Source organism: Endothiovibrio diazotrophicus (assembly GCF_054657215.1).
Genome location: NZ_BAAHXB010000048.1, coordinates 1 through 19,738 on the forward strand (window position 1 = coordinate 1; position 19,738 = coordinate 19,738).

A 19,738-nucleotide genomic window follows, 5' to 3' on the forward strand; every position below is an offset into this window, starting at 1 on the left:
GTTGAGCGCGTCGTCGAGCTGTCCGCGAGCTTGGAGGATGTCGGCAATCTGCCCCAGCAGAACCGTACGAGGGTGCAGGTGTTCCTCTTCATCCAGCAGATCGATGGCCTGCACGAGTGTCTGGTGGGCCTGCTCCAGCTCCCCGTCCGAGTGGAGCAGGCGGGCGTGGGCACGGAGCAGGGCGGCGTGCTGGATCGGGGGGAGGGGCGGGTGGGCGGGGGCGGCGTCGGCCAGCCGTTCCAGGGCCCGGGCGTAGCAGCGGCGGGCGGCGCCGTTTTCGCCGATGGCGCTCAGCCGCTCCCCCATGTGGCGCAGCAGATCGAGGGAGGGGGCGTCGGGGTGGGATTCGAAGAGGCGGAACAGGCCGTCCGCCAGTTCGCCCGCGTCTTTTGGCTGCCATTGTTCGTTCAGCCACGCCAGGGCGGGGACCGCGCAGGTTGCGGCGACGGTGGGGTTTTCAGCGGTCAGGGCGAGGCGGGCGAGTTCCAGCTCCTGGCGGGGGCGGCGGGCGCCGTCCGTGCCGCCCCATGCGCGGAAGAGGGGGGCGAGCACGGTTTGGGCGGTCTCCCTCTCCTCCTCTTCGGTGACCTCGCCCGCCAACGGGCGGACCAGTTCATTGATCGCGGCCTCTTGGGTATTGGGCCGGCCGGGGACGGGGAAGAGGTTCCAGAGGCCGAAGGCCGCGATGCGTTCGGCCGCCGCCAACGTCGCCCCCCGCGCCTCGGCGAGCCGGCCCAGGACGCCCTTGGGCAGCGGGACCTGGAACCGGGTGGAGAGGCGCAGCAGCTCCCGTTCGCCGGGGGTGAGCAGGCCCACCAACTGCTCCAGCACCAGATTGTCGAGGAAGTCGCGGGTCTGTTGCTCCTCGGGTGCCTTGCCGGTGGCGAGGTAGGCCTCCATGGCGTCCAGGGCCCGGTCGCAGGCGGAGGGGTTCTCCACCGCGAGGGTGAAGAGGCGGTCCTGGAGGCCGGGGTTGCCGTGGGCCGCGGCGATGCAGCGGGCGGTGCGCCGGGGGTCGAAACGTGCCGCCTCCTCCGCCGGGAGGGTGGCCAGTTTCTGGGTCACCTGCTTGCGCCCTTCGGTGGCGTCCATCGGCGCCAGCGGCAGGGGGAGGAGGACGTCGGCCAGCTCCGCCCCGTCGTCGGGGAGGGTGAAGGTGTAGCGGCTGGTGAGGAGCAGCCGGGAGTCGCTGTCGGCTTGGCGGAAGGCGCGCAGCAGGGCGCGTAGCACCGGGATGTAGTCGGGGTCGATGGTGTGCAGGCCCCCCTCGCGGGGGAGCAGGATGCGCTCCAGGTCGTCCACCGCCAGCAGCAGGGGGCGGTGGGTGGTGCGGCCGTGCTCGTCGACGATCCGCTCGCGGCAGGGGCCTTCGAGGAGCTGGCGCAGCGCCGGCTCCAGGGCGGTGGGGTCCTCCGCCACAGCCGTGCGGTAGTCGCGGACGATCCGTTCCACCTCTTCGCCGCCGACCGCGCTACGGATCGCCTCCAGCACCGCCGGGGCGTCGTAGCGACCGAACACCACGCTGAGGGTCCACTCCTGGGCCAGCCGGTTGGCGATGCGCGCCGCCAGGCTCGATTTGCCCTGGCGCCCCATGCCGTGGATCAGCAGCCCCGCCTTGTCGCCGCGGCGCAGGGCGCGGATCGCCCGTTGCAGCGGCCGGCGGCGACCGACGAACTCGCGCCGCCCGGCCACCGGCACCCGGGCCCCCTTGGTATCGAGGAACTCCTTGTGGCCCAGTTCGTCGCCCTTGCGGTGGCGGGAGCGCTCTCCGACGGTGAGCGGGCCGCCCCCTCTCGGGCCGAGGAAGAGCCGCGCCAGGTGCCAGTCGCGGGCGGGCTCGCGGTCGTCGCCGGGGGCGAGCAGGTGGTGGCGGGCGTCGGCCAGGGCGCGCTCCAGGGGGGCCTTGCGGGCGAGCTGTCGGTAGAGGGTCTGGGCGAACAGGATCGCCTGGTGGTCCCCCACCGGGCCGCTCCAGCCGAGCACCGCGGGGATGCCGCCGGCCAGCAGGTGGGCGGAGAGGGGGGCGACGATCCAACCATCCCCCTCGGCGGTATGGCAGGCGGAGAGGAAAAGCAGGCGGGGCGGGTGGGTGCCGAACTCGTGGAGCAGGGCGTGGCCCTCGGCGAGGGCGGGGAGCCCCTCGTCGTCCTCCAGCAGCAGGGCGGGTTTGGCGGCGTGGGTGCCGTGGCAGGAGAGGTGGAGGACGCCGAGGGGCGCCTCCGCCGGCACCTCGCGGGCGATGGCCTCCCCCAGGAGCGGCAGGCAGCCGCTCTCCTCCACGGTGAGATCGAGGCCGAGGTCGCCGGTGGCGTCGAGGATCGCCGCCTCTTCCCGTTCGAAGTCCAGTACCGCCACCCCGTCGGCTTCGGGGGCGGCGGCCATGAACAGCAGCGAGAGGCGGTGGTGGGAGGGGGGAAGCGGTGCGGCGGGGCGGCCGAGGCGGCGTAGCGGGGTGTAGCGCAGGGTGGCGTCGGCGGCGAGGAAGCCGTCGCCGTCGGCGAGCAGCTCCCACGGGGCGTCGCGGAACGGCGCCGCCGCCTCGTCGCGGACGGCGCATTCGAACTCCACCAGCCACGGGGGCGTGACGCCCGCCTTGGCTCGCCGCAGCCAACCCTCGGCGCCGTCGAGCCACCGGAACAGCGCTCCGCCGAGGGTCAACAGGTGCGATGTCTGTTGTTCCTCCGGCGCGGCGCGGGCGGCGGCGTAGTCGTCGATCCAGCCCTGGAGGCGGTCGCGGTCGCCCTCGTCGAGGGGGCGCCGCTCGTCGATACCGGTGTGAGGGCAGGTGAAGAGAAGTTCGTCGTTGCGGAAATGGATGCGGGTGCGCGGGTCGGTCACGGGCGGCCTCCTTGTCGTTTGGCCGTCACGTTAGGGCATTGCGCGGGGGATGGGAAGGAGGCGGGTGTTCGGTGTGCGGTGCTACGGCTTGGGTGGGAGGGGGTTGTTCTCCAGGAATTCGCGCAGTTCGTCGGGCTGGATCCAGACCACCTGTTCGTTTTCCCAGACGGCGACCGGGTTGCCGGCGTGGCAGTGTTGCCAGAGGGCCTCGTGGATCGCCTCGTTGCCGGCGCGGGTGATCGCCTCGACCTCGCGGTCGAACTCGGTGCGGTAGCGGGCGGGCTCTTCCCGGGCGGCGGGTTGCTGGGGCATGACTCGGTTCCAGGTGTCGGGGTCGAGGATCTCGCGGGTGGTTCGGCCGCTGCCGATGGCGACGGGGCGGAGGTCCCGGTTGCGTGAATTATCGTAGAAGACCCAGTGGGTTGCCAATGGGCGGTAGAGGTGGAAGAAGTTGTCGAGACTTTTCCGGTAACGCCTTCGAATGATGTCGGGGGGGACGTGGTGTCCGCCCTGGCGGACCCGTTCAGCGACGCGGGCAATGGAGAGTTCGGGCGCCGGGACCCAGACATAGTTGAGGTGGAGGTGGTAACCCCCCTCCTCCAACCCGGCGAGCCACGGCGCGAAGGAGCGGGTGGAGAGCGTGGTCTCGAAGGCGAAGCTGCGGCGGGCGGCGGCCAGTGCCTTGATCCGCTTGAGCATGATCCGGCCGGCCTCCATCGCCACCCGCTCGGGGTGGAGGCCGGAGAGGCCTTGGGCGATGACGTCGGCGTTGACGAATTCGTCGACGCCGAGGGCGTCGCGCAGGATGCGCGGGGCGGAGGTGGACTTGCCGGCGCCGTTGGGGCCGGCGAGGATCACGATGCGGGGTGGGGTCGGGTTCATGTCGCTTCACTTTTTCGGGCGTAGGCGCTCGCCGGCGGCGAAGGTGGTGCGGGATCGTTTCCGCCCCCGCCGTCGAGGAGCGCCATGATATGCCGATAGAGCTGCTCGGCGAGGATCGGCTTGTGTACCAGCGGGATCTCGTTGGCCGCCGCCTCGCGCAGTCGCTCGGGGGAGGTGTCGCCGGTGACCAGCAGGGCCGGCAGGCGCGGCCGTCCGAGCGCAGCGCGTACCGCGGCGATCGCCTGGAACCCGCTCTGCCCCGCCGGCAGGCGGAGGTCGCTGATCACCAGCTCCGGCCGCAAGATCTCCGCCGCCTGCCGCGCCGGTGCGGCCGCCTCCACCGCCCGGCAGCGGCAGCCCCACGACGCCAGCAGCTTCACCATGCCCGTGCGGATCGTCTCGTCGTCGTCGATGATCAACACCCGCAGGCCGAGCGCGCGCCGCTCCGGCGCCTCCACCCCGGCGACCGGCTCGATCCGTTCCGCGCGGGCCAGCGGCACGGCCAGGCGGAACACGCTGCCGCGTCCGCTACGCGAGGCGAGCGACAGCGGCGCCCCCAGCGCCTCGGCCAGACCGCGGACGATCGCCAGTCCGAGGCCGAGGCCGTTGCGCCGGTCCCGCTCGCGGTTGCCGATCTGGGAGAAGGCCTGGAAGATCTCCTCGTGCTGCTCGCGGGCGATGCCGATGCCGGTGTCCCACACCTCGATCACCGCCCGCCCGCCGCGCCGGCGGCAGCCGATCAGCACGCCGCCCCGCCGGCTGTAGCGGATGGCGTTGGCGAGCAGGTTGCGCAGGATCAGCTCCACCAGCACCGGGTCGGAGTCGACCGCCAGGGCGCTGTCCCGCGAGCGGTAGACCAGCCCCTCGTGGTCGGCCTGCGGGCCGAACTCGCGCTCCAGCTTGGCGAGCAGCGGTTGCAGCGGGAAGGGGTGCGGCTGCACCAGGACCGTGCCGGCCTCGATGCGCGAGAAGTCGAGCAGGGTGTCGAGCATCTCGAGGGAGGCCTGCCAGGCCCCCCGCAGGTGGTCGAGCAGCTCCCCCTGCGCCGGGGTGAGGCCGCTGTTGCCGAGCACGTCCATGAACAGCCCCTGGGCGTGGATCGGCTGGCGCAGGTCGTGACTGGCCGCCGCCAGGAACCTGGATTTCGCCCGGTTGGCCCGCTCCGCCTCCCGGTGGGCCCGTTCGGCGTGGCGCTTCTCCTCCTCCAGCCGCTCGACCAGGGCGAGGTTTTCGAAGCGCAGCATGATCCCGGCGCGCGCCGCGCCGGCGCCGCTGCGGGCGATGCCGAGCAGGCCGAGCAGGTAGAGCGCGGCGAACACACCCATGATCGGGAAGCCGCCCTCGTCGAGGCTGATCAGCTTGCCGATCAGGCCGCCGAGTTCGACCACCACGAACGCTACCACCGCGGGATAGACCGCGGCGAGCGTCGCCACCGAATAGGCGGCGACCCCGGTGAGGACGGTGATGATCACCACCTCGTTGACGGTGTCGTGGGCGACCAGCGCGACCCACGGCCAGGCGGCCCAACTGGCGGCCAACGCGGTGGTGGTGGCGATCAGCCCCGCCTGCACCGATCGGCTTCGCGCCGCCTCGATGCCCGCGGCGAGCCGCCGCCAGGCGAGGTAGGTGTGGAGCAGGCCGGAGAGGATCGTCACCGCGCCCCAGATCAGCAGTGCCGGCGGGTCGCCATCGTGATAGAGGGTCAGCGTGGTGAGGATCACCACGAACGGCGGCGGGGCGGCGGAGTGGATGATGTTGCGCAGGGCCAGCTTCAGCTGCTCGACCCGGATGCGCTCCTCCGCCGCCCCCGTCTCCGCCTCCACTAGCCGATCAGCCCGCTGCTGCGGCCGATGAATACCGCTTCGGTGCGGCTGCCGGCGCCGAGGATGCCGAGCAGCGCCTGTACGTGCCAGCGCACGGTGTTCTCGGAGAGTTGGAGTTCGCGGGCGATCACCTTGTTGGGGTGTCCGCGGGCCATCAGGTCGAGCACCTCACACTGCCGTGCGGTCAGCCGCGGCTGCTGCGGCATCTCCCGCTCGTCGGCGAGCGGCGGCACGGCAACGGCGCGCCCGCGGCGGATGTCCTCGATTACCGCAACGATGTCGGCGCCGGTGTCGCTCTTGGAGAGGAAGGCGCGGGCGCCGCGCTGGCGGGCGAGCTGGATGTTGTTGCTGCACTGGAAGGCGGAGAGCACGACGATCGCCGCCTCGGGCCAGCGCTCCCTCAGCGAGTCCATCGCGTCGAGACCGTTCAGCTCCGGCAGTTGGATATCCAGGAGGATCAGCTCGGGTCCGCCCTCCTGCTCGGGGATCTCCGCCGGCGAGGCCGCCTCGGCGATCTCCACGTCCGCCATCGCGCTCTCCAGGACCATACGCAGCCCGGTGCGGAACAGGGTGTGGTCGTCGATCAGGAGAATGCCATAGGGTTTCATCGCCGACATCCATGTGATCGTCTGTCTTCGGTAGGGGACGGGGCGGGGGAGAGCGGGGCGAATTCGCGACCGCTCCCGCCGCGCGGTTCGATGCGGCGCGCGCGCCGCCCCGATGGATCGGCAACCTACGCGGCCCCTCCGGAAGCTGTCAAGCGGGCGCCGGGGCGTTGGCGGCCTTTGGTGGTTCCACGAGGAGCGCCTGTTGCAGGGTGTCCGAGCCGTCCGCAACCAGGATGGTCGTGCCGTCGGGGGTGATCGCGACGTCGCCCCGGGCCGTGGCGGCCTGCGACCAGTCGAGATAGCGCGTCGGCCGGCCGGTCGCGGTATCGATGAAGACGACCAGACCGTCGGCCGGGGGGGCGCCGGTCTCCGTTCCGGTGGTGGTGGTCCGGCCGAGACACAACAGGAAGGCGCCGTCCGGCGAGAGGGTCATGGCACCCAGCCCGCAGAGGTTGGCGCCTGCGGGGAAGAGCGACGAACCCGGTGTGGCGGAGATCGCGAAGGCCTCCAGGTCGACGGTCAGCAACTGGTAGCCGTCGGTGGCCGTGCTCAGCAGATAGAGCTGGCCCCCGTCCTCGCTCATCGCCTGGGAGAGGACGCTGCCGCCGCCGCCCAGCGGGAGCGGCGTGGCGCCGAGCTGATAGGAGGGCGTCTGGTCGAGGGTGAAGCGCCACACCTGCCGGTTGGCGCCGTCGGTGACGTAGAGGTGGTTGCCGTTCGGGGCCGCGCAGAGGAACGCCTCCCCGGTCGCGCCGTCGGTGAAGACCACCGTGCTCGATTGCAGCGCCAGCCCGGTGCAGGTCGTCATGACGACCAGCAGGCTGAATTGGCCCTTCCCGTCGTGGACCAGGACGAAGGCGTGTTCTCCCTGGCTGTCGGTGGCGATGGCGACCGCTTGGCGGTTGGGGAATTTCGTCAGCGTGGGCAGGGGCAGCGTTTGGCTGTCGCCCGACGTCAGGTCGTACCGCGCGACACCGCCGCCGCCGGCCCACAGCGCCGAGGCGTCCGGTGAGAAGCAGGCCGTCGAGACCGTCTCCCCGGCAAACACGGGGGTGACGCGGGTGGACGCCGTTGGCGAAGTCGGCAGGTCGAGGAGGTACCCCCCTTCACCGGTCGCGGCGCTGCTCCAGCAGAACACCCGGGTGCCGTCGGGGGCGACCACCAGATCGGTCGCCGCGGAGCCGATCGCCAGCGGGGTGTCCTTGATCCGGTAGAGGTCGTTGTAGATCAGGTTGTATTGATCCGCGTTGGCGGTGACCTGGACGATCATCGAATCGTCCGGCGAGACGGCCGCCCCGTTGAGGGAGTTGGTGAACCGATTGCCCATCGTCCAGTCGGCGTCCGCGGACGCCTCGCCGCCGAACGACGCGGTGGCCGGCGTGGCGTGGCCCTCGGTGGTCAGGATGCTCGCCCCCGAGCTGTTATCCAGCAGGGCGAAATAGCGACTGTCGGTGTTGAAGGGGATCAGACAGCACTGTGCCAGGTCGCCGATGGTCACGCCGGAGGCGACGGCCAGGTCGTCCTGGAGGACGGGGGTCTGCTGGTCACTCGGCAACGCCGCGGCGGCGAGGGTGACGACGTTGCTCCCCCCGCCATCGCCGAGGGTCTGCACACCGATGAAGACCTCGTCGTCGGCGCTGACCAGCGGGAGCAGGGTGCCGGGGGGGAGCGAGTATGACCAAGAGGGTTCGTCTTGATTGTCGATGGGTTCGAACTGCAGGATTCCGAGCTGGGGCCGGTCGTAGCGGGTCCAGTAGATCTTATCCCCGTTGGCGGAGAGCGAAAACGAGTAGGTACACGTGATGGGGAGCGGGAAGTCTACCGATTCACCTCCGCTTGGGGTGCAGTGCGACACGAGGACACCCGGCGGATAGCCTGGCGGCTGCGTGCGGTGGCTGCCTGCATAGACGCCGCCGCTGTGTTGATTGACGACGCCAGGCGTGCGGTCGGCGAGGAGGTAGAAGACCGAGATGATGTCGCCGTTGCTGACCCCCGGCGAATAGGAGGGGGGAGCGGTCAGTGCATAGCTGCGGCCGCCCTGTGCCGTTTCCGTGCAGGCCAGGGTGACGATCTGCGGGAGGATGATCGGGTCGCTCGAACAGCCGTAGACCAGCAGATCCTGACCGTTGTTGCCGAAGCAGAATGCTGCCTCGCTCAGATCCTCCACCTCGATATAGGCGTACAGCGTCCCGCTATACAGATCGAAGATGCGGAAGTTCACCGCGCTCCCCGCGGCGGTGCCACTCGCGTAGCGGTTCTGCGTGTAGAGCAGCGCCACCGGTTCCGTCGGGCTGCAGAGGATGCCGCGGGTGACCTCTGCGGCGGCGGGTGTGCTGCTCGGGAACGGCAGCGGCGTGAGGGTGATCAGCGGATTGCCGGTGTCGCCCTCGCCGGTGATGGAGAGGGTGTAGCTGTTGCTGAACCCGTTCACGAACTGTTGCGTGATGCGCTGGTATTTCGGCGCGAAGGCGGCCACCAGGCATTTTTTGGATTGCCACGGCTGGGTTGCCGTATCCGGTTGTAGCGTCAGCAGTTGCGGTCCGCTCAGGGTCAGCGTGGTCGAGCCGCTCGCCTCTCCGCCATCCAGGTAGACGTTCCCATCCGCGCCGATGATCTTCACCGAGGAGCAGCCGGTGGCGCTCCAGCTCACGCTCACCTGCCGCGGGAAGTCGGTCTGGCAGATGCGCGCCGGGGTGACGGTGAAGGCGGTGACCTGCGGTGAGGCGCTGAGCGCGGCGGAGGCGAACGCCTCGTTCTGTGCGTCCAGTTCGCCCCGCGCCGTCAGGTTGTAGTCGTACGGCCGGTTTGCGGTCAGCTGCAGGGCCCCGCTGGCGCCGACGGTTTTGTAGCCGTCGGGCGTCTGCAACACGACGCTCTGGGCGTTGCGCGTGCTCCAGCTGAGCGTCACCGGGGTCGTCGCGGCGGTGGCGTCGAGGAAGCCCGGCTGGATCATGAAGTAGTCGATGACGGCACAGGGGATCTTGTTGATGACCGTGCTCAGCACCGTGTCCTGATAGCCGTCGATCCCGGTGACGTGGAAGAAGACGGGGGTCGCACCCGGGGCGAGGGTGGAGACGATCCCGCTGAAGGTGAAGCTCACCGCGCTGTCCTTGCCGCTGTGCACAATGGGTTCGCCGGACGGTGGAATCAGGTCCCAGGTGGGATTCGCCGAAGACGGATTGAAGGTGAATTTCCATTTGGGCGGCAGGGAGAGCTGGATGGCGCTGGCGCAGGTCGCGCTGGTCAACGCGCCGTTGCCCGGAGAGGCGTCCGCGTAGAAGAACTGCACTTGGATGCAGGTCTTGTCGGTGGCCTTCGGCACGGCGATGCCCGGTTGGCCGGCGAGGGTGAAGATCACGCTGTTGGAGAGCTCGGTGCCGCCGCCGGAGGTGACGATAAAGCCCGGTGTGGGGGTCAGGGTGATGGCCTTGGCGAGGCTCTTCAGGCCGGGCGAGGGCGGCGGCGACACGTTGACCTGGAAGGTCGCCAGCTGCGCGTCGATGCCCACGGCGAAACCGGCGACGTGATAGATCTCGACGTCAAGCTGCACCGGGTTGCTGCCCGTCGCTGCCATCCCGGTGGCGAAGCCGGAGATCGCAAAGGTGACGCTGCCGCCGCTGGTGAGCGACTGCGTGGCGGTCGGGGTCAGGCAGAGCGGTTGGGCGTCGGGATCGTCGTGGCTGGCGACCTGCTGGGCCTGCCAACCGGGCGCGGTGACCTTGAGCGCGGCGAACTGGGCGGCGCTCAGGCCGAGCGGTTTGAAGTCGATGTAGAGCAACGTCCCGCCTTCCGCGCCCACCGATGCGGGGGGGCATGGGGTGCCCGGCGTGAAGGTCAGTGGGCTGTTCACCGTCATCACCAGCGACAATCGGTTGAGGGTCATCGAGCCGCCGCGGTAGACCGTGCCGGGGGTGTCGCCGTTGTTCAGCACGAACGAGATGCTGGTGACGCTGAAGTCACTGAAGAGGCTGTCGGGTCCGCTCATCGGGTGGGCTCCTGGGAGGTGGGCGGTTGGATCGCAACGGTCTGCTGGAAGACGCCGTTCGGGGTCTGCGCGAGCCCGGCGTAGCTGAGCGTCAGCACGGTCGAGGTGAGCGCCGGGGCGACCGTCAGATTGCCGACCTCAAGGGTCAGCGTGGCGCCGGGGGCGAGGGTGACCGCGGCGCCGGCGGGGGTCGCCGCCCAGTAGGCGCCGTGGCTCGCGTCGCTGAGCGCGGTGAAGCGCCACGCCGGGTTGGCGAGGGTGATCGCGGCGACGTCGGCGGTGGCGACGGCGGCGCCGAACTGCAGGTAGAAGACGCTCCCGCTCGGCGTGCCGCCGAGGGGCGGGGCGGTGCCCGGGGTGAAGGTCAGCGGCACCGGGGTGTCGTTGCTCAGGGTCACGCTCAGGCCGTTGTTGACGCTGCCGCCGGTGAGCGTCGCCCCGCCGGAGGCGTTGCCCAGGGTGCAGCTCAGCACCTGGCGGTTGAAGCGCAGCCAGCCGCCGACGATCGATTGCGGGCTGTAGCCCCACAGCGCACCGCCGGTGGGCACCTCCAGTTGGGTCGTCACCTGCCAACGGCCGTCGCCGGTGGCGGGCTCGACGAAGGAGAGGCCGTAGCCGGCCATGCGCGGCACCGGCAGGCGCAACGCCTGGCCGCGGAGCAGCGGCGAGGCGCGCAGCCACAGCTCCATGTTGGCCAGCGCGTCGGCGACCTGCCCCTGCGGCAGGGCGAGTTCGGCGGTCGGCAGGATGCCGGTGCTGGCGTGCAGCGGCAGGTGGGGGGCGCACAGTACCGCGGCGCGCACGCGGCCGTTGCCGAACTGCGGCGGGGTGAAGGGCGCGTCGGGATCGAAGCCGGGTTGCGCGGTGAGGGTGATGGTCGCCTGCGTCGGCGTCTCTACCCCGGAGCCGGTCGACTGCGCGCCGGAGCTGTAGAACGTGCCGAAGTCGAAGCCGCCCGCCGTGGCGTCGCCGAGAAAATAGCCGAGCACCCCGTCCGGAATCACCCCGCCGCCGCCCAGCACCACCGGGAATTGGACCCCGACGACACCGTTGCCGGTGGTGACGATGTCGCTCGCGGAGTAGAGGTCGAAGCTCTGGTTGAGCGCCTGCATGCCGTCGAGGTGGAGGGCGAGTTCGATCTGCGTCAGCGCCACCGGGCGGCCGATCAGCCAGGCGTAGCCGGCGCCCGGGTCCGGGTTGGGGGGCAGCGCGCCGTAGGTCGCGGTGAGCGCCGACCAGCACTGCCGGAAGTAGTCGACGCCGTTGCCCGCCAGCCCCTGTGCCAGCTCGGCGAGCTGCGGGTGGGCGGTGGCCATCACGGTGGCGAGGTCCTGGCCGATGGTGCGGTTGTCGCCGGGGGCGCTCTGCCACAGGAGCGCGCTGCCGTCGCCGTTCAGGGTCAGCGAGCCCAGCGGCATGCCGTCGGCCTGGTAGAGGAAGAACCCCTCCTGCAGGTGGTCGGCGAGGAGCCAGCCGCAGATCGGCGAGCTGGCCGGTTGCCCGGTCGCCTGGGCGAGTGCCGCGGGGGTGTTGCCGACCCAGCGGAAGGCGAGCTGTCCGCCCTGGACGAGGCGGGGGGGGAGCTGGAGGGTGGGCAGCGTGTCGCCGAGGGGGGCGGGGGGCGAGGTGGCCGCCGAGACGTAGGCCTCGCTGAAATCGATGGGGTGTCTGCCGCCGAAGCGGTCCACCAGGGTCAGTTGCGGGCTCAGCCAGCCGGCGCGCAGCGGGTTGAAGTCGCCGTTGACCGCGGGGGCGACGGTGAGGCCGCTGCCGATCGCGGCGGCGACCTGCGCGGTCAGATTGGCATAGGGCGAGTCGGCGGCGACCTCGATCGGCAGCTGCAGCGCCTGTCTGCGCGTCAGCCAGAACGCCGAGAGGCCGGCGAGCGGCAGGGTGAAGACGCTGTTTTTCGCCAGGTCGTTGCAGATCTCCTGCAGGGTCTCGTCGGGGTTGGCGGCCAGATAGGCGGTGAGCTGCGCCTCGAGCTGTTGCGCCGCGCAGGACGAGGCGGGGGCGAAGCCGCTGGCCTGTTGGGTGAACGAGTCGGCGGAGGCGGGGGGCGGTCCGGCGCTGCCGCTGAGGAAGGCGGGTTGGGCGGGGTCGATGGTGAAGGCGCCGGTGATGAAATCCGCGCCGTAGTCCATCGGCGCACCCTCTTCCAGGGTGTCGAACATCGGCAGGAAGGAGACGGTGTAGGCGACCAGCAGCGGCTCCGCCGCGTTGTCGTTCCACCACGATATGGCGACCTCGGCCGGCGCGGCTCCGGTGACCTCGCCGATGGTGACGCCCTGCGCCGCATCGGCCTGGCCGGCGAGGTAGTCGGCCAGCGCCGCGGTGACCTGGTCGGCGGCCTGACCGCTGTGCGCCGCGCCGAGGGTGCCGTTGAACAGACACGCCTCCTCGATCAGCGCGGCCGAAGTGTCGCCATACAGCAGCGCGGAGGTGACGCCGGCGGCGGCCACGGCGTATTGCGTCGCCTTCAGCGTGGTGGTGTCGATCTGCAACTGGCTCACCAGCTCGCTCGACAGCCGGCAGGGCAGCAGCGGCAGTCCGGCGGCGGTCGAGGCGCCGGGGGGGCGGGTGGCGACGCTGCCGGCGGCGAAATCGAGGACCACGTTGAGTTCCGCGGGCTTGGCGATGAGCGGTCCGGGGACCGGCCGCAGGGTCAGCGAGGCGGGCAGTTGCGCCTCCAGTGCGCTCTGCTGCGTGGCGGCGGCGTTCGTCAGTTGGGTATTGGCGGTGAGCAGCCCCTGGAGGGCCTCGTAGCGCGCCCGGGTCAGCTCCTCGGCGCCGGCCTGGTCGTTCCCGCTCGCCTCGACGAGGTGGCACCAGTCGGCGAACAGCTGCCACCGGTACGCCTCGACATAGGCGGCGCTGCGGGCGGCGGTTTCGATGGCCTGATTGAGGCGGTTGAGGCCATCGGCGAGGGGGGCGGGCAGCGTCCCGCCGGCGACCGGGGCCGCCGGGGATTCGGTGGTGTCGTAGATGGCGTAGAGCGAGGTGGCCTCGGTGGTGGCGAACTGGCTGGCCAGCAGCTCCAGATAGAGGTTCGCCAACTGCCCGCCGGTGGGTTGCGCGAGGGTGTCGAGCAGGCCGTACTGCAGCGCGGTGAAGAGCTGCTGGAAGCCGCCGTCGCCGTTGTCGAATTTGCCGGCGTAGTAGGCCGACAGCGCCTCGGCGCTGGTGTTGCCGATGCCCAGCCCGGCGGCGATGGCGGGGGGCGTCGGTCCCTCCTCATCCGCCAGGTAGCGGGTCGCGGGGTTCCACGGGATCCCCTGGCATACGCCGTAGCAGAGGGTGACCGGGGTGGTCAGCTCGCCGCTCACCTGCCAGCCCAGCGCCTCCTCCAGCGCGGCGGCCGAGTCGTAGCCGTGGGCGATGTCCTGGTCCGGCTCCGAATACCAGCCGCTGACCACGTAGCTGACGGTGGCGGCGCCCTCCAGGTCGTCGAGGCTGTCGTGGAAGCCGAAGAGGTTGCGGCAGTTGGGGTAGAACGCCGCGAAGGCCGGTTCGCCGCTGGCCACCGCGGTCAGCGGCGAACCGGTCTGGCTCTGGAAGTCGGCGGCGACCTCGGCGTAGTCCGCGGCCCGATAGGTGGCGAGGGGCACGCAGAGGCCTGCATAGGCGGGCGCCAGCTGTTGGTTGTCGTCCTGCACCGGCAGGGTGAGCAGGCTCTGGCCGTCGCCTTGGCTGGTGGAGAGGTAGTCGCTGATGACGACCCAGCTGGTCGGTGTGACCTGCCCTCCGTCGATCACCAGCCGGGTGACCAGCCAGCGGTTGGGGACGGCGGGAAAGGTCATCGACCCGTCGCTGCCGAGCGAGCCGGTGGTCATCGCCCCGGGCAGCTTCCAGTGCAGGTGGATCCCCTGTTCGAGGGGCTGCAGCGGCGCCTCGTCCAGCGGACGGACCACGTTCTGCCCGATCAGCGCCTGCTCGGCGCCCTGGCGCGGCGTGCGGTAGTCGGTCATCGCGCCGGCGAACCAGTCGCCGGTGTGCTCCAGGTCCGGGGTGCCGATGCAGAAGGCGGCGAGATGCACCGGGACCACGATGCGCGAGGAGGGCGGTGGGGTCGTCGTCGTCATGTCACGGGTTCCCGTTGCCGGTCAGGTCGAAGTGGTACTGCGCGGCCCCCTGTACGGTCTGCAGCGCCCACTCGGCCGAGGTGAAGGTGGGGACGGCGGCGCCCGCCGCGCCGAGCTGCCGCGCGATGGTCGCCGCCGAGGTGGCCACCGCCAGGGTCCGTCCGTCGCCGCGCGTGGTGAGGGGGGCGGAGGTGCCGAGCTGCCGGCCGGCGTCGTCGCTCCCGGCGCCGGGGGGTTGACGCAGGGTGGTGATGAAGGCGCCGGGGCCGCCCTCCACGCCGCAATGCAGCGCCTCCGGAGGCTCGCTGACGGTCAGGTAGCCGGCGATCCCCTCCACCAGACAGAGGGCGACGTCGGCGGAGAGGGCGGTGAAGCGCAGGATCGGCAGTTGCGTGGTCTGTGCCGCGGAGTCGTAGATCTTCACCTGCAATCCCGGCAGGTCGGCGACCAGCCGCGAGCGCAACAGGAAGCCGGAGAGGGCGACACTCCCGCTCGATGAGGTGGTGTCGGTCGCGGCGTCCGGCCGGGGGTTGGCGCGCTTGCCCCGCATCGCGGCGGTGACCGCGTCGGCGAGGGCCGCGATCCGCTGCGCCTCGCCGTCGGTGGCGCCTCCGGGCATGGCGCGGCCGATGCTGAAGGCGCCGTCGACCAGCGCATCGACCCAGCCGTCGTCGAGCTGGAACCAGCGCAGCGATTCCGGCGGTAGCATTTGATCGCTCGGTACCAGATAGGCGAAGGGGAGACCGGCCAGCAGCCGCAGGTCGGCGATGAAGTCGACGACCGGTTGCGGCACGGCGATCGCGCCCTGGCTCTCCACGCGGCCTTGGCGCGTCGTCAGCAGCGGGGAGAAGGCGGATGAGCCCGCCAGCGCGGCGGCGAGTTGTTGCTGTTCGGCCTGGTCGATGCGGCTTTGGCTCTGCCCCGCCTTCCAGCGATAGAGCTGCGCGGCGTAGTGCCTGGATTGCAGCGCCAGCAGTTGGCCCAGTTGCCAGGCGGCGGCGCAGGAGACGTCGAACATGCCGCTCAGCGGGTCGTAATAGAGCAGGCTGTCGGCTGCGGCGGCGGGCACGGCGACGCTCCGGTTGACCGCCGTCGGTGCCAGCGGGCCGCGATACCAGCCGACCGATTGGTCGCCGTTGTCGAATCGCTGGTCCATCGGCACGTAGCCCATGGCGAAGGCGTTCTGCACCAGCGCGTCGGCGTCGGTCTCGCTCAGGCTGCCGGTTTGCAGGTCGCCGAACGCGGTGGTCATGGCCGCGGCGGAGGGGTTGGGCGTCGCGGCGGAGGCGGGCGGCAGGCGCAGGCTGGAGATGCCGGAGGCGGGATCGGCGTTCAGGTTCGCCAGCAGATCGACCACCGCCTGACCCTCGCCGGTGTTGAAGAAGCTCCACTCGTGGAGCACCACCAGGCGGACGTGGTCGGTGCCGGAGGGGATGGCGGCAGAGGCGTTCCCCGCGTCGTCCGGCAGGTAGTCGGCGAGCCCCTCCAGCGACACCAGCAGGGCGTGGCTCTCGACGCCGGTCAGCGGCACCCGGTTTCCCGCGATCACCGCATAGCTCGCGCTCTCCGCGGTGGCGTCCGGCGAATCGGTGGTGGCGCTCTGCCGGAGATGGGCGAGATAGCCGAGGTCGTCGAGCGACGGCACGATGCCGGTGAAGAGGGCGAGGGGCAGGTCGACCACGCGGCACGGATCGGATGGGGTCTCGCCATAGCCCAGCGGGTTCAGGTCCGGATAGGAGAGGTAGCCCGCGGGCAGGGTGCCGTTCACCGGGGTGGCCACGCCGTCGCCGGTGAGGGTCTGGTCCGGCGCCACCAGGTCCTGGACCGTCATCACGCTCGGCGCGCTGTACTCGGTCGGGTCGATGGTGAGCACGGCCAGCCACGGCGCGGTGCGGTTGCCCGCCCCGGCCTCGCGCGCCCAGGGCAGGCTGCGGGTGTTGAGCACCACCTGGGGCAGCACGTTGGAGTAGGGGCCGCTGCCCAGCGCCGGCGGGTAGGTCGAATGCACCGTATCGCCCGGCAGGGTGAAACGGGGCGCGGCGACGGCGAAGCGCAGGCTGGCGCCGAAGCTGCCGGGCAGTTGATTGACGGTCTGGGCGACCTCGACGGTGTAGCTGCCGGCGGGCAGGGCGCTCGCCTGTCGTTGGGAGAAGGTTACGTGGGTGGCGGTCGCTGCGCTGCTCATGGTTGTCTCCTCAGGCGGCCTGCGCCGTGCCGCCCAGCAGGCAACTTTGGGGTGGGGCGGTGAATGCGGCGGGGGCGCTCGCATCGGCGAGGCCGGCGAGCGAGGGCTGTGCGGTGACCGCGGCCGATGCCGTTCGATTGATCGCCGCCAGCAGGGCCGCGCGGTTCGCGCTCGCCGTCGCACCGACGATGGTGGTGGTGACGCTGCCGCTGACCGCCACGCCGGAGGGGGGCGTCACCGGGGCGCTGTAGGCGTCGTTGGCGGTGCCGTAGGTGGTCTGTTCGAGATAGCCCTTCTCCACCACCAGCGGCGCGGTCGTGGGCGGCAGGGTCGCGCTCAGCTCCCAGCCGACCAGGCAGTCGGCGACCACCGCGTCGTTGATCGGGTCGGTCTGGGGGACGCCGTGGGCGTCGAACGTCTTGGTCTGCCAGAGGGCGGCGGGGACGTTGCGTACGATCGGCGTCGCGGTGAACAGGGCGCCCTCCGTATCGGTCAGGGTGACCACCAGGTCGGAGGTGAAGGCCGCTCCCGCCAGGCCCACCGGCCCGACACCGAAGCCGCTGTCGTAGCTCGCCGGCTCGGTTACCGATACCTCGGCGCCCGGCGCGAAGCGGTAGGTCTTGATCGGGATCGCGCTCTCCAGTTGCAGGCCGAAGGCCTCGGGGGAGATCAGGTAGCCGACCGCTCCCGCCAGCGGTTTCAGCGCGCCGTCGGTGACCTGGAGCCGGACCACGGCGTGCGGCGGTGAGGCGGAGGTGGTCGCGGGCAGGCGTTCGGCCGCTGGGTCGCCGGCGCCGCCCGGCAGCATCTCGGCGACGAACTGCGACCAGGGGAGTGTGGTGTCGTTGTTTTGCCCGGCGCTGCCGAAGCCGATGGTGAAGGAGATCACCGACAGGTGGACGTGGACCTTGCCCGACAGCGACGGCCCCCACAGTTCGAGGCCGAGCCCGAGGTGGAAGTCGAGGGTGACGTGGGTGAACAGCAGCGAGACCCGTACCGAGCAGCCCAGCTGGCAGCTGGCCGCCAGGTAGTAGTGGAACGGCTTGTAGGTCATCAGGAAGTCGGCGGCCACCTTGAACCACGCCTTGATCGGCCCCGACTTCCAGGTGGCGCTGAGCGTCCCCCCCGCCATGATCGCGGAGGAGGTGATGGCGAAATACTGCGTGCCGGTGATGCGGGTGTCGTCGTCGACGTGCCAATCCAGGGTGATCCGCGGGACCGCCGGATAGTAGGCCGGTAGGGTGAAGGCCGGGTTGTAGCCGCCGATGGTGATCAGGAATTGACCCTGCTCGGCGCCGCCGTACCAGATGCAGAAGGCGAAGCCGCCGCTCAGATGGGCCGAGGGGTCGAAGAGGTAGGAGGATCTCTCCAACTGGCCGAGGATCGAAAGGGAGCCGCCGGCGGGGGCGATGCTCGCCTCCAGTTGGAGCACGGCGTTGACCACCGGGGAGGAGGCGCCCGGCGGCAGGGTCAGGGTCGATACCCCGAGGAGGTCGATCTCCTCGCCGCCGCCGCCGCCGCGCGCGAAGGCGGCGAGCAGGAAGCTGTCGACCACTTCATAGGAGGTGAAACGGATGCCGGCCGCCCCCCAGAAGCTGCCTCGCGCCGACGCCAGGGCGCCCGCGTCGGTCAGCGTCGCCAGGGTGTCGGCGATCTGTTGGGAGGGGTCGCTGCCCGGCGTGGCGCTCGGCGTCCCCTGGCCCATCGCCCACTGCACCAGTGGGAAGCGACCGACGTCGGCCACCGGCGGGATCACCAGGGCGCGGTTGAGGCCGAAGCCGAGCGCGATGCCCTTGACGAAAAAGGAGGGCGGGCCGCCGAAGTCGCCGCTGACCGTCCCGTAGGCGAACAGCGAGGGGGTCTCCCCCGACAGCTCGAAGCCCGCCAGCGCGCCGAGGGAGAAGGCGCTGCCGGTGAACAGGATTTCGCCGCACAGGTCGAGCGGGTCGAGGGTGCCGACCAGGCCGCCGCTGGCGGTGGCGGCCTGCACGTTCAACGTCAGGTCGGCGCCGCCGAAGCGGTACTCGGGGGCGACCGTGGTCAGCGGTGTGCCGACCCCCAGCCCTTGGAGGGCGATGGTCAGCGGTCCGGCGGTCAGCGAGGCGTTGAGCAGCGCCCACAGCGCGCCGTCCTGGTAGGTCACGCCGATCTTCTGGATGTCGACCGGGCCGAAGCTCTTTTCGACGTCGTACCAGAGCGGGTTGTCGGTTGCGCTGGCGGCGCCCTGCGCGTCGCTTTGCGCCGTTCCGTCGCCCGCCGGGGAGGACGCCGGGGAGGATGCGGCCAACGACAGGGTGAGCGGTCGGGTGATGCCGCCGAGGTCCAGCGTCGAGGTCAGCGTCCCCCCCTTCGACAGGCCGGAGGAGGGCGGGGCGGGGTAGTCCGTGGGGATCAGCTTGATCAGGGCGGCGGCCCAGGTGGCGCTGATCGCGGTGTCGGCGGCGAGGATCGAGAAGCCCTCCAGGGCGGCGACGGAGAGCCTCTCCAGGGCGCTCCCGACCAGCGGCAGCGAGGTCAGCGAGAGGCTCTGCGGGGTCGACAGCCCGAAGAAGGTTCCGCAACCGTCGCCCACGGTGGCGATGGTCGCGTAGGCCTGCGTCGTCGAGCCGCTCTGCAACTTCAGGAACAGGCTGCCGCTCGCCGGGGCGTAGGTTCCGCTCAGGGTGGTCGACGCGGCGCTATCGACGGTTGCGGAGAACGCTGCCGTGGTGGTGCCCTGTTGGGAATCGATGGTCAGGGTGACGGTTTCGAGATCGAGACCGTCGAGGCCGAATCCGGGCAGGCCGGCGAGGCCGGAAAAGCTCTCCGAGAGACGGTAGGCGGCCGGCAGGGTGATGACGATGGCGATGGCGGTATCGGCCAGATCGCTGCCGGCGGTGAAGGTGAGGCTCGCCGTTACGGAATCGGTTGCCGAATAGAACGAAAAACCCGATGTGCCGAGTTGAACGTTGTCGATCGACAACGAATCGTTCGCGGCGTTGAGAACCACCCCGTCGGCGCTGATTTCGCCGCCGAAATAGAGGGTGATGATCGCCGAGAGTGCGCTCGAGTCCAGGTTGTTCTTTGCCGGAAGGGATAGTTTCCCGTGGCTGAGGTACTGCTCGACGACGCTCTCGATATCGGCTCCAGTTTTCATGTCCGGCTCCGGTTGCGGATCGTGACCCCCCCGCGGGGTTCGGGAGGCGGGTGCTCACGGTTGTCGTTGTGATGGTGAGTTGGGGTGGAGTGGCGAGCGGCGGTCGCCGCGTTTTGCTGCCGACCGTTTGGTTGGTCCGGGCGGGGGAGTGTGACTCACCGGTCGAACTTCGGGAGCCATGTTAGCGATCCGTAATCGC

At 70.8% G+C, this 19,738-nt stretch carries 8 protein-coding genes; all 8 read right to left on the reverse strand.

The genetic code is table 11. The features are described from left to right. On the reverse strand, window positions 1-2,838 hold a 2,838-nt coding region (locus ACYQ2W_RS13120), incomplete at its 3' end, for a CHAT domain-containing protein (RefSeq protein ID WP_459867683.1). An 81-nt stretch (window positions 2,839-2,919) separates the two neighbouring features. After that, a complete protein-coding gene (locus ACYQ2W_RS13125) occupies window positions 2,920-3,720 on the reverse strand; it encodes an ATPase (protein ID WP_459867686.1) in 801 nt (266 codons plus the stop codon). Continuing rightward, on the reverse strand, window positions 3,717-5,543 hold the full coding sequence (locus tag ACYQ2W_RS13130) for an ATP-binding response regulator (RefSeq protein ID WP_459867689.1): 1,827 nt from the start codon (window positions 5,541-5,543) through the stop codon (window positions 3,717-3,719). The genes ACYQ2W_RS13125 and ACYQ2W_RS13130 overlap by 4 nt, the downstream gene beginning before the upstream one ends. After that, entirely contained in the window at window positions 5,543-6,151 is a 609-nt protein-coding gene (locus ACYQ2W_RS13135; RefSeq protein WP_459867692.1) for a response regulator, read from the reverse strand. The genes ACYQ2W_RS13130 and ACYQ2W_RS13135 overlap by 1 nt, the downstream gene beginning before the upstream one ends. 148 nt (window positions 6,152-6,299) lie before the next feature. Further along, window positions 6,300-10,136, reverse strand: coding sequence for a lactonase family protein (locus ACYQ2W_RS13140; protein WP_459867695.1), 3,837 nt, complete (start codon window positions 10,134-10,136; stop codon window positions 6,300-6,302). Next, the gene (locus ACYQ2W_RS13145; RefSeq protein ID WP_459867698.1) at window positions 10,133-14,218 is read right to left on the reverse strand and encodes a hypothetical protein; all 4,086 of its coding nucleotides are present in this window, start codon (window positions 14,216-14,218) and stop codon (window positions 10,133-10,135) included. The genes ACYQ2W_RS13140 and ACYQ2W_RS13145 overlap by 4 nt, the downstream gene beginning before the upstream one ends. 1 nt (window position 14,219) lies before the next feature. Then, window positions 14,220-16,403, reverse strand: a complete 2,184-nt coding sequence (locus ACYQ2W_RS13150; RefSeq protein WP_459867701.1) for a hypothetical protein — start codon at window positions 16,401-16,403, stop codon at window positions 14,220-14,222. Between the two features lie 10 nt (window positions 16,404-16,413). After that, complete coding sequence (locus ACYQ2W_RS13155; RefSeq protein WP_459867704.1) at window positions 16,414-19,539, reverse strand: DUF6603 domain-containing protein; 3,126 nt, start codon at window positions 19,537-19,539, stop codon at window positions 16,414-16,416. Window positions 19,540-19,738: the final 199 nt, after the last annotated feature.

Coding starts and splice junctions, on each gene's coding strand:
- ACYQ2W_RS13125 (WP_459867686.1), bottom strand. CDS start 3,720: ATGAACCCGACCCCACCCCGCATCGTGATCCTCGCCGGCCCCAACGGC.
- ACYQ2W_RS13135 (WP_459867692.1), bottom strand. CDS start 6,151: ATGAAACCCTATGGCATTCTCCTGATCGACGACCACACCCTGTTCCGC.
- ACYQ2W_RS13140 (WP_459867695.1), bottom strand. CDS start 10,136: ATGAGCGGACCCGACAGCCTCTTCAGTGACTTCAGCGTCACCAGCATC.
- ACYQ2W_RS13145 (WP_459867698.1), bottom strand. CDS start 14,218: ATGACGACGACGACCCCACCGCCCTCCTCGCGCATCGTGGTCCCGGTG.
- ACYQ2W_RS13150 (WP_459867701.1), bottom strand. CDS start 16,403: ATGAGCAGCGCAGCGACCGCCACCCACGTAACCTTCTCCCAACGACAG.
- ACYQ2W_RS13155 (WP_459867704.1), bottom strand. CDS start 19,539: ATGAAAACTGGAGCCGATATCGAGAGCGTCGTCGAGCAGTACCTCAGC.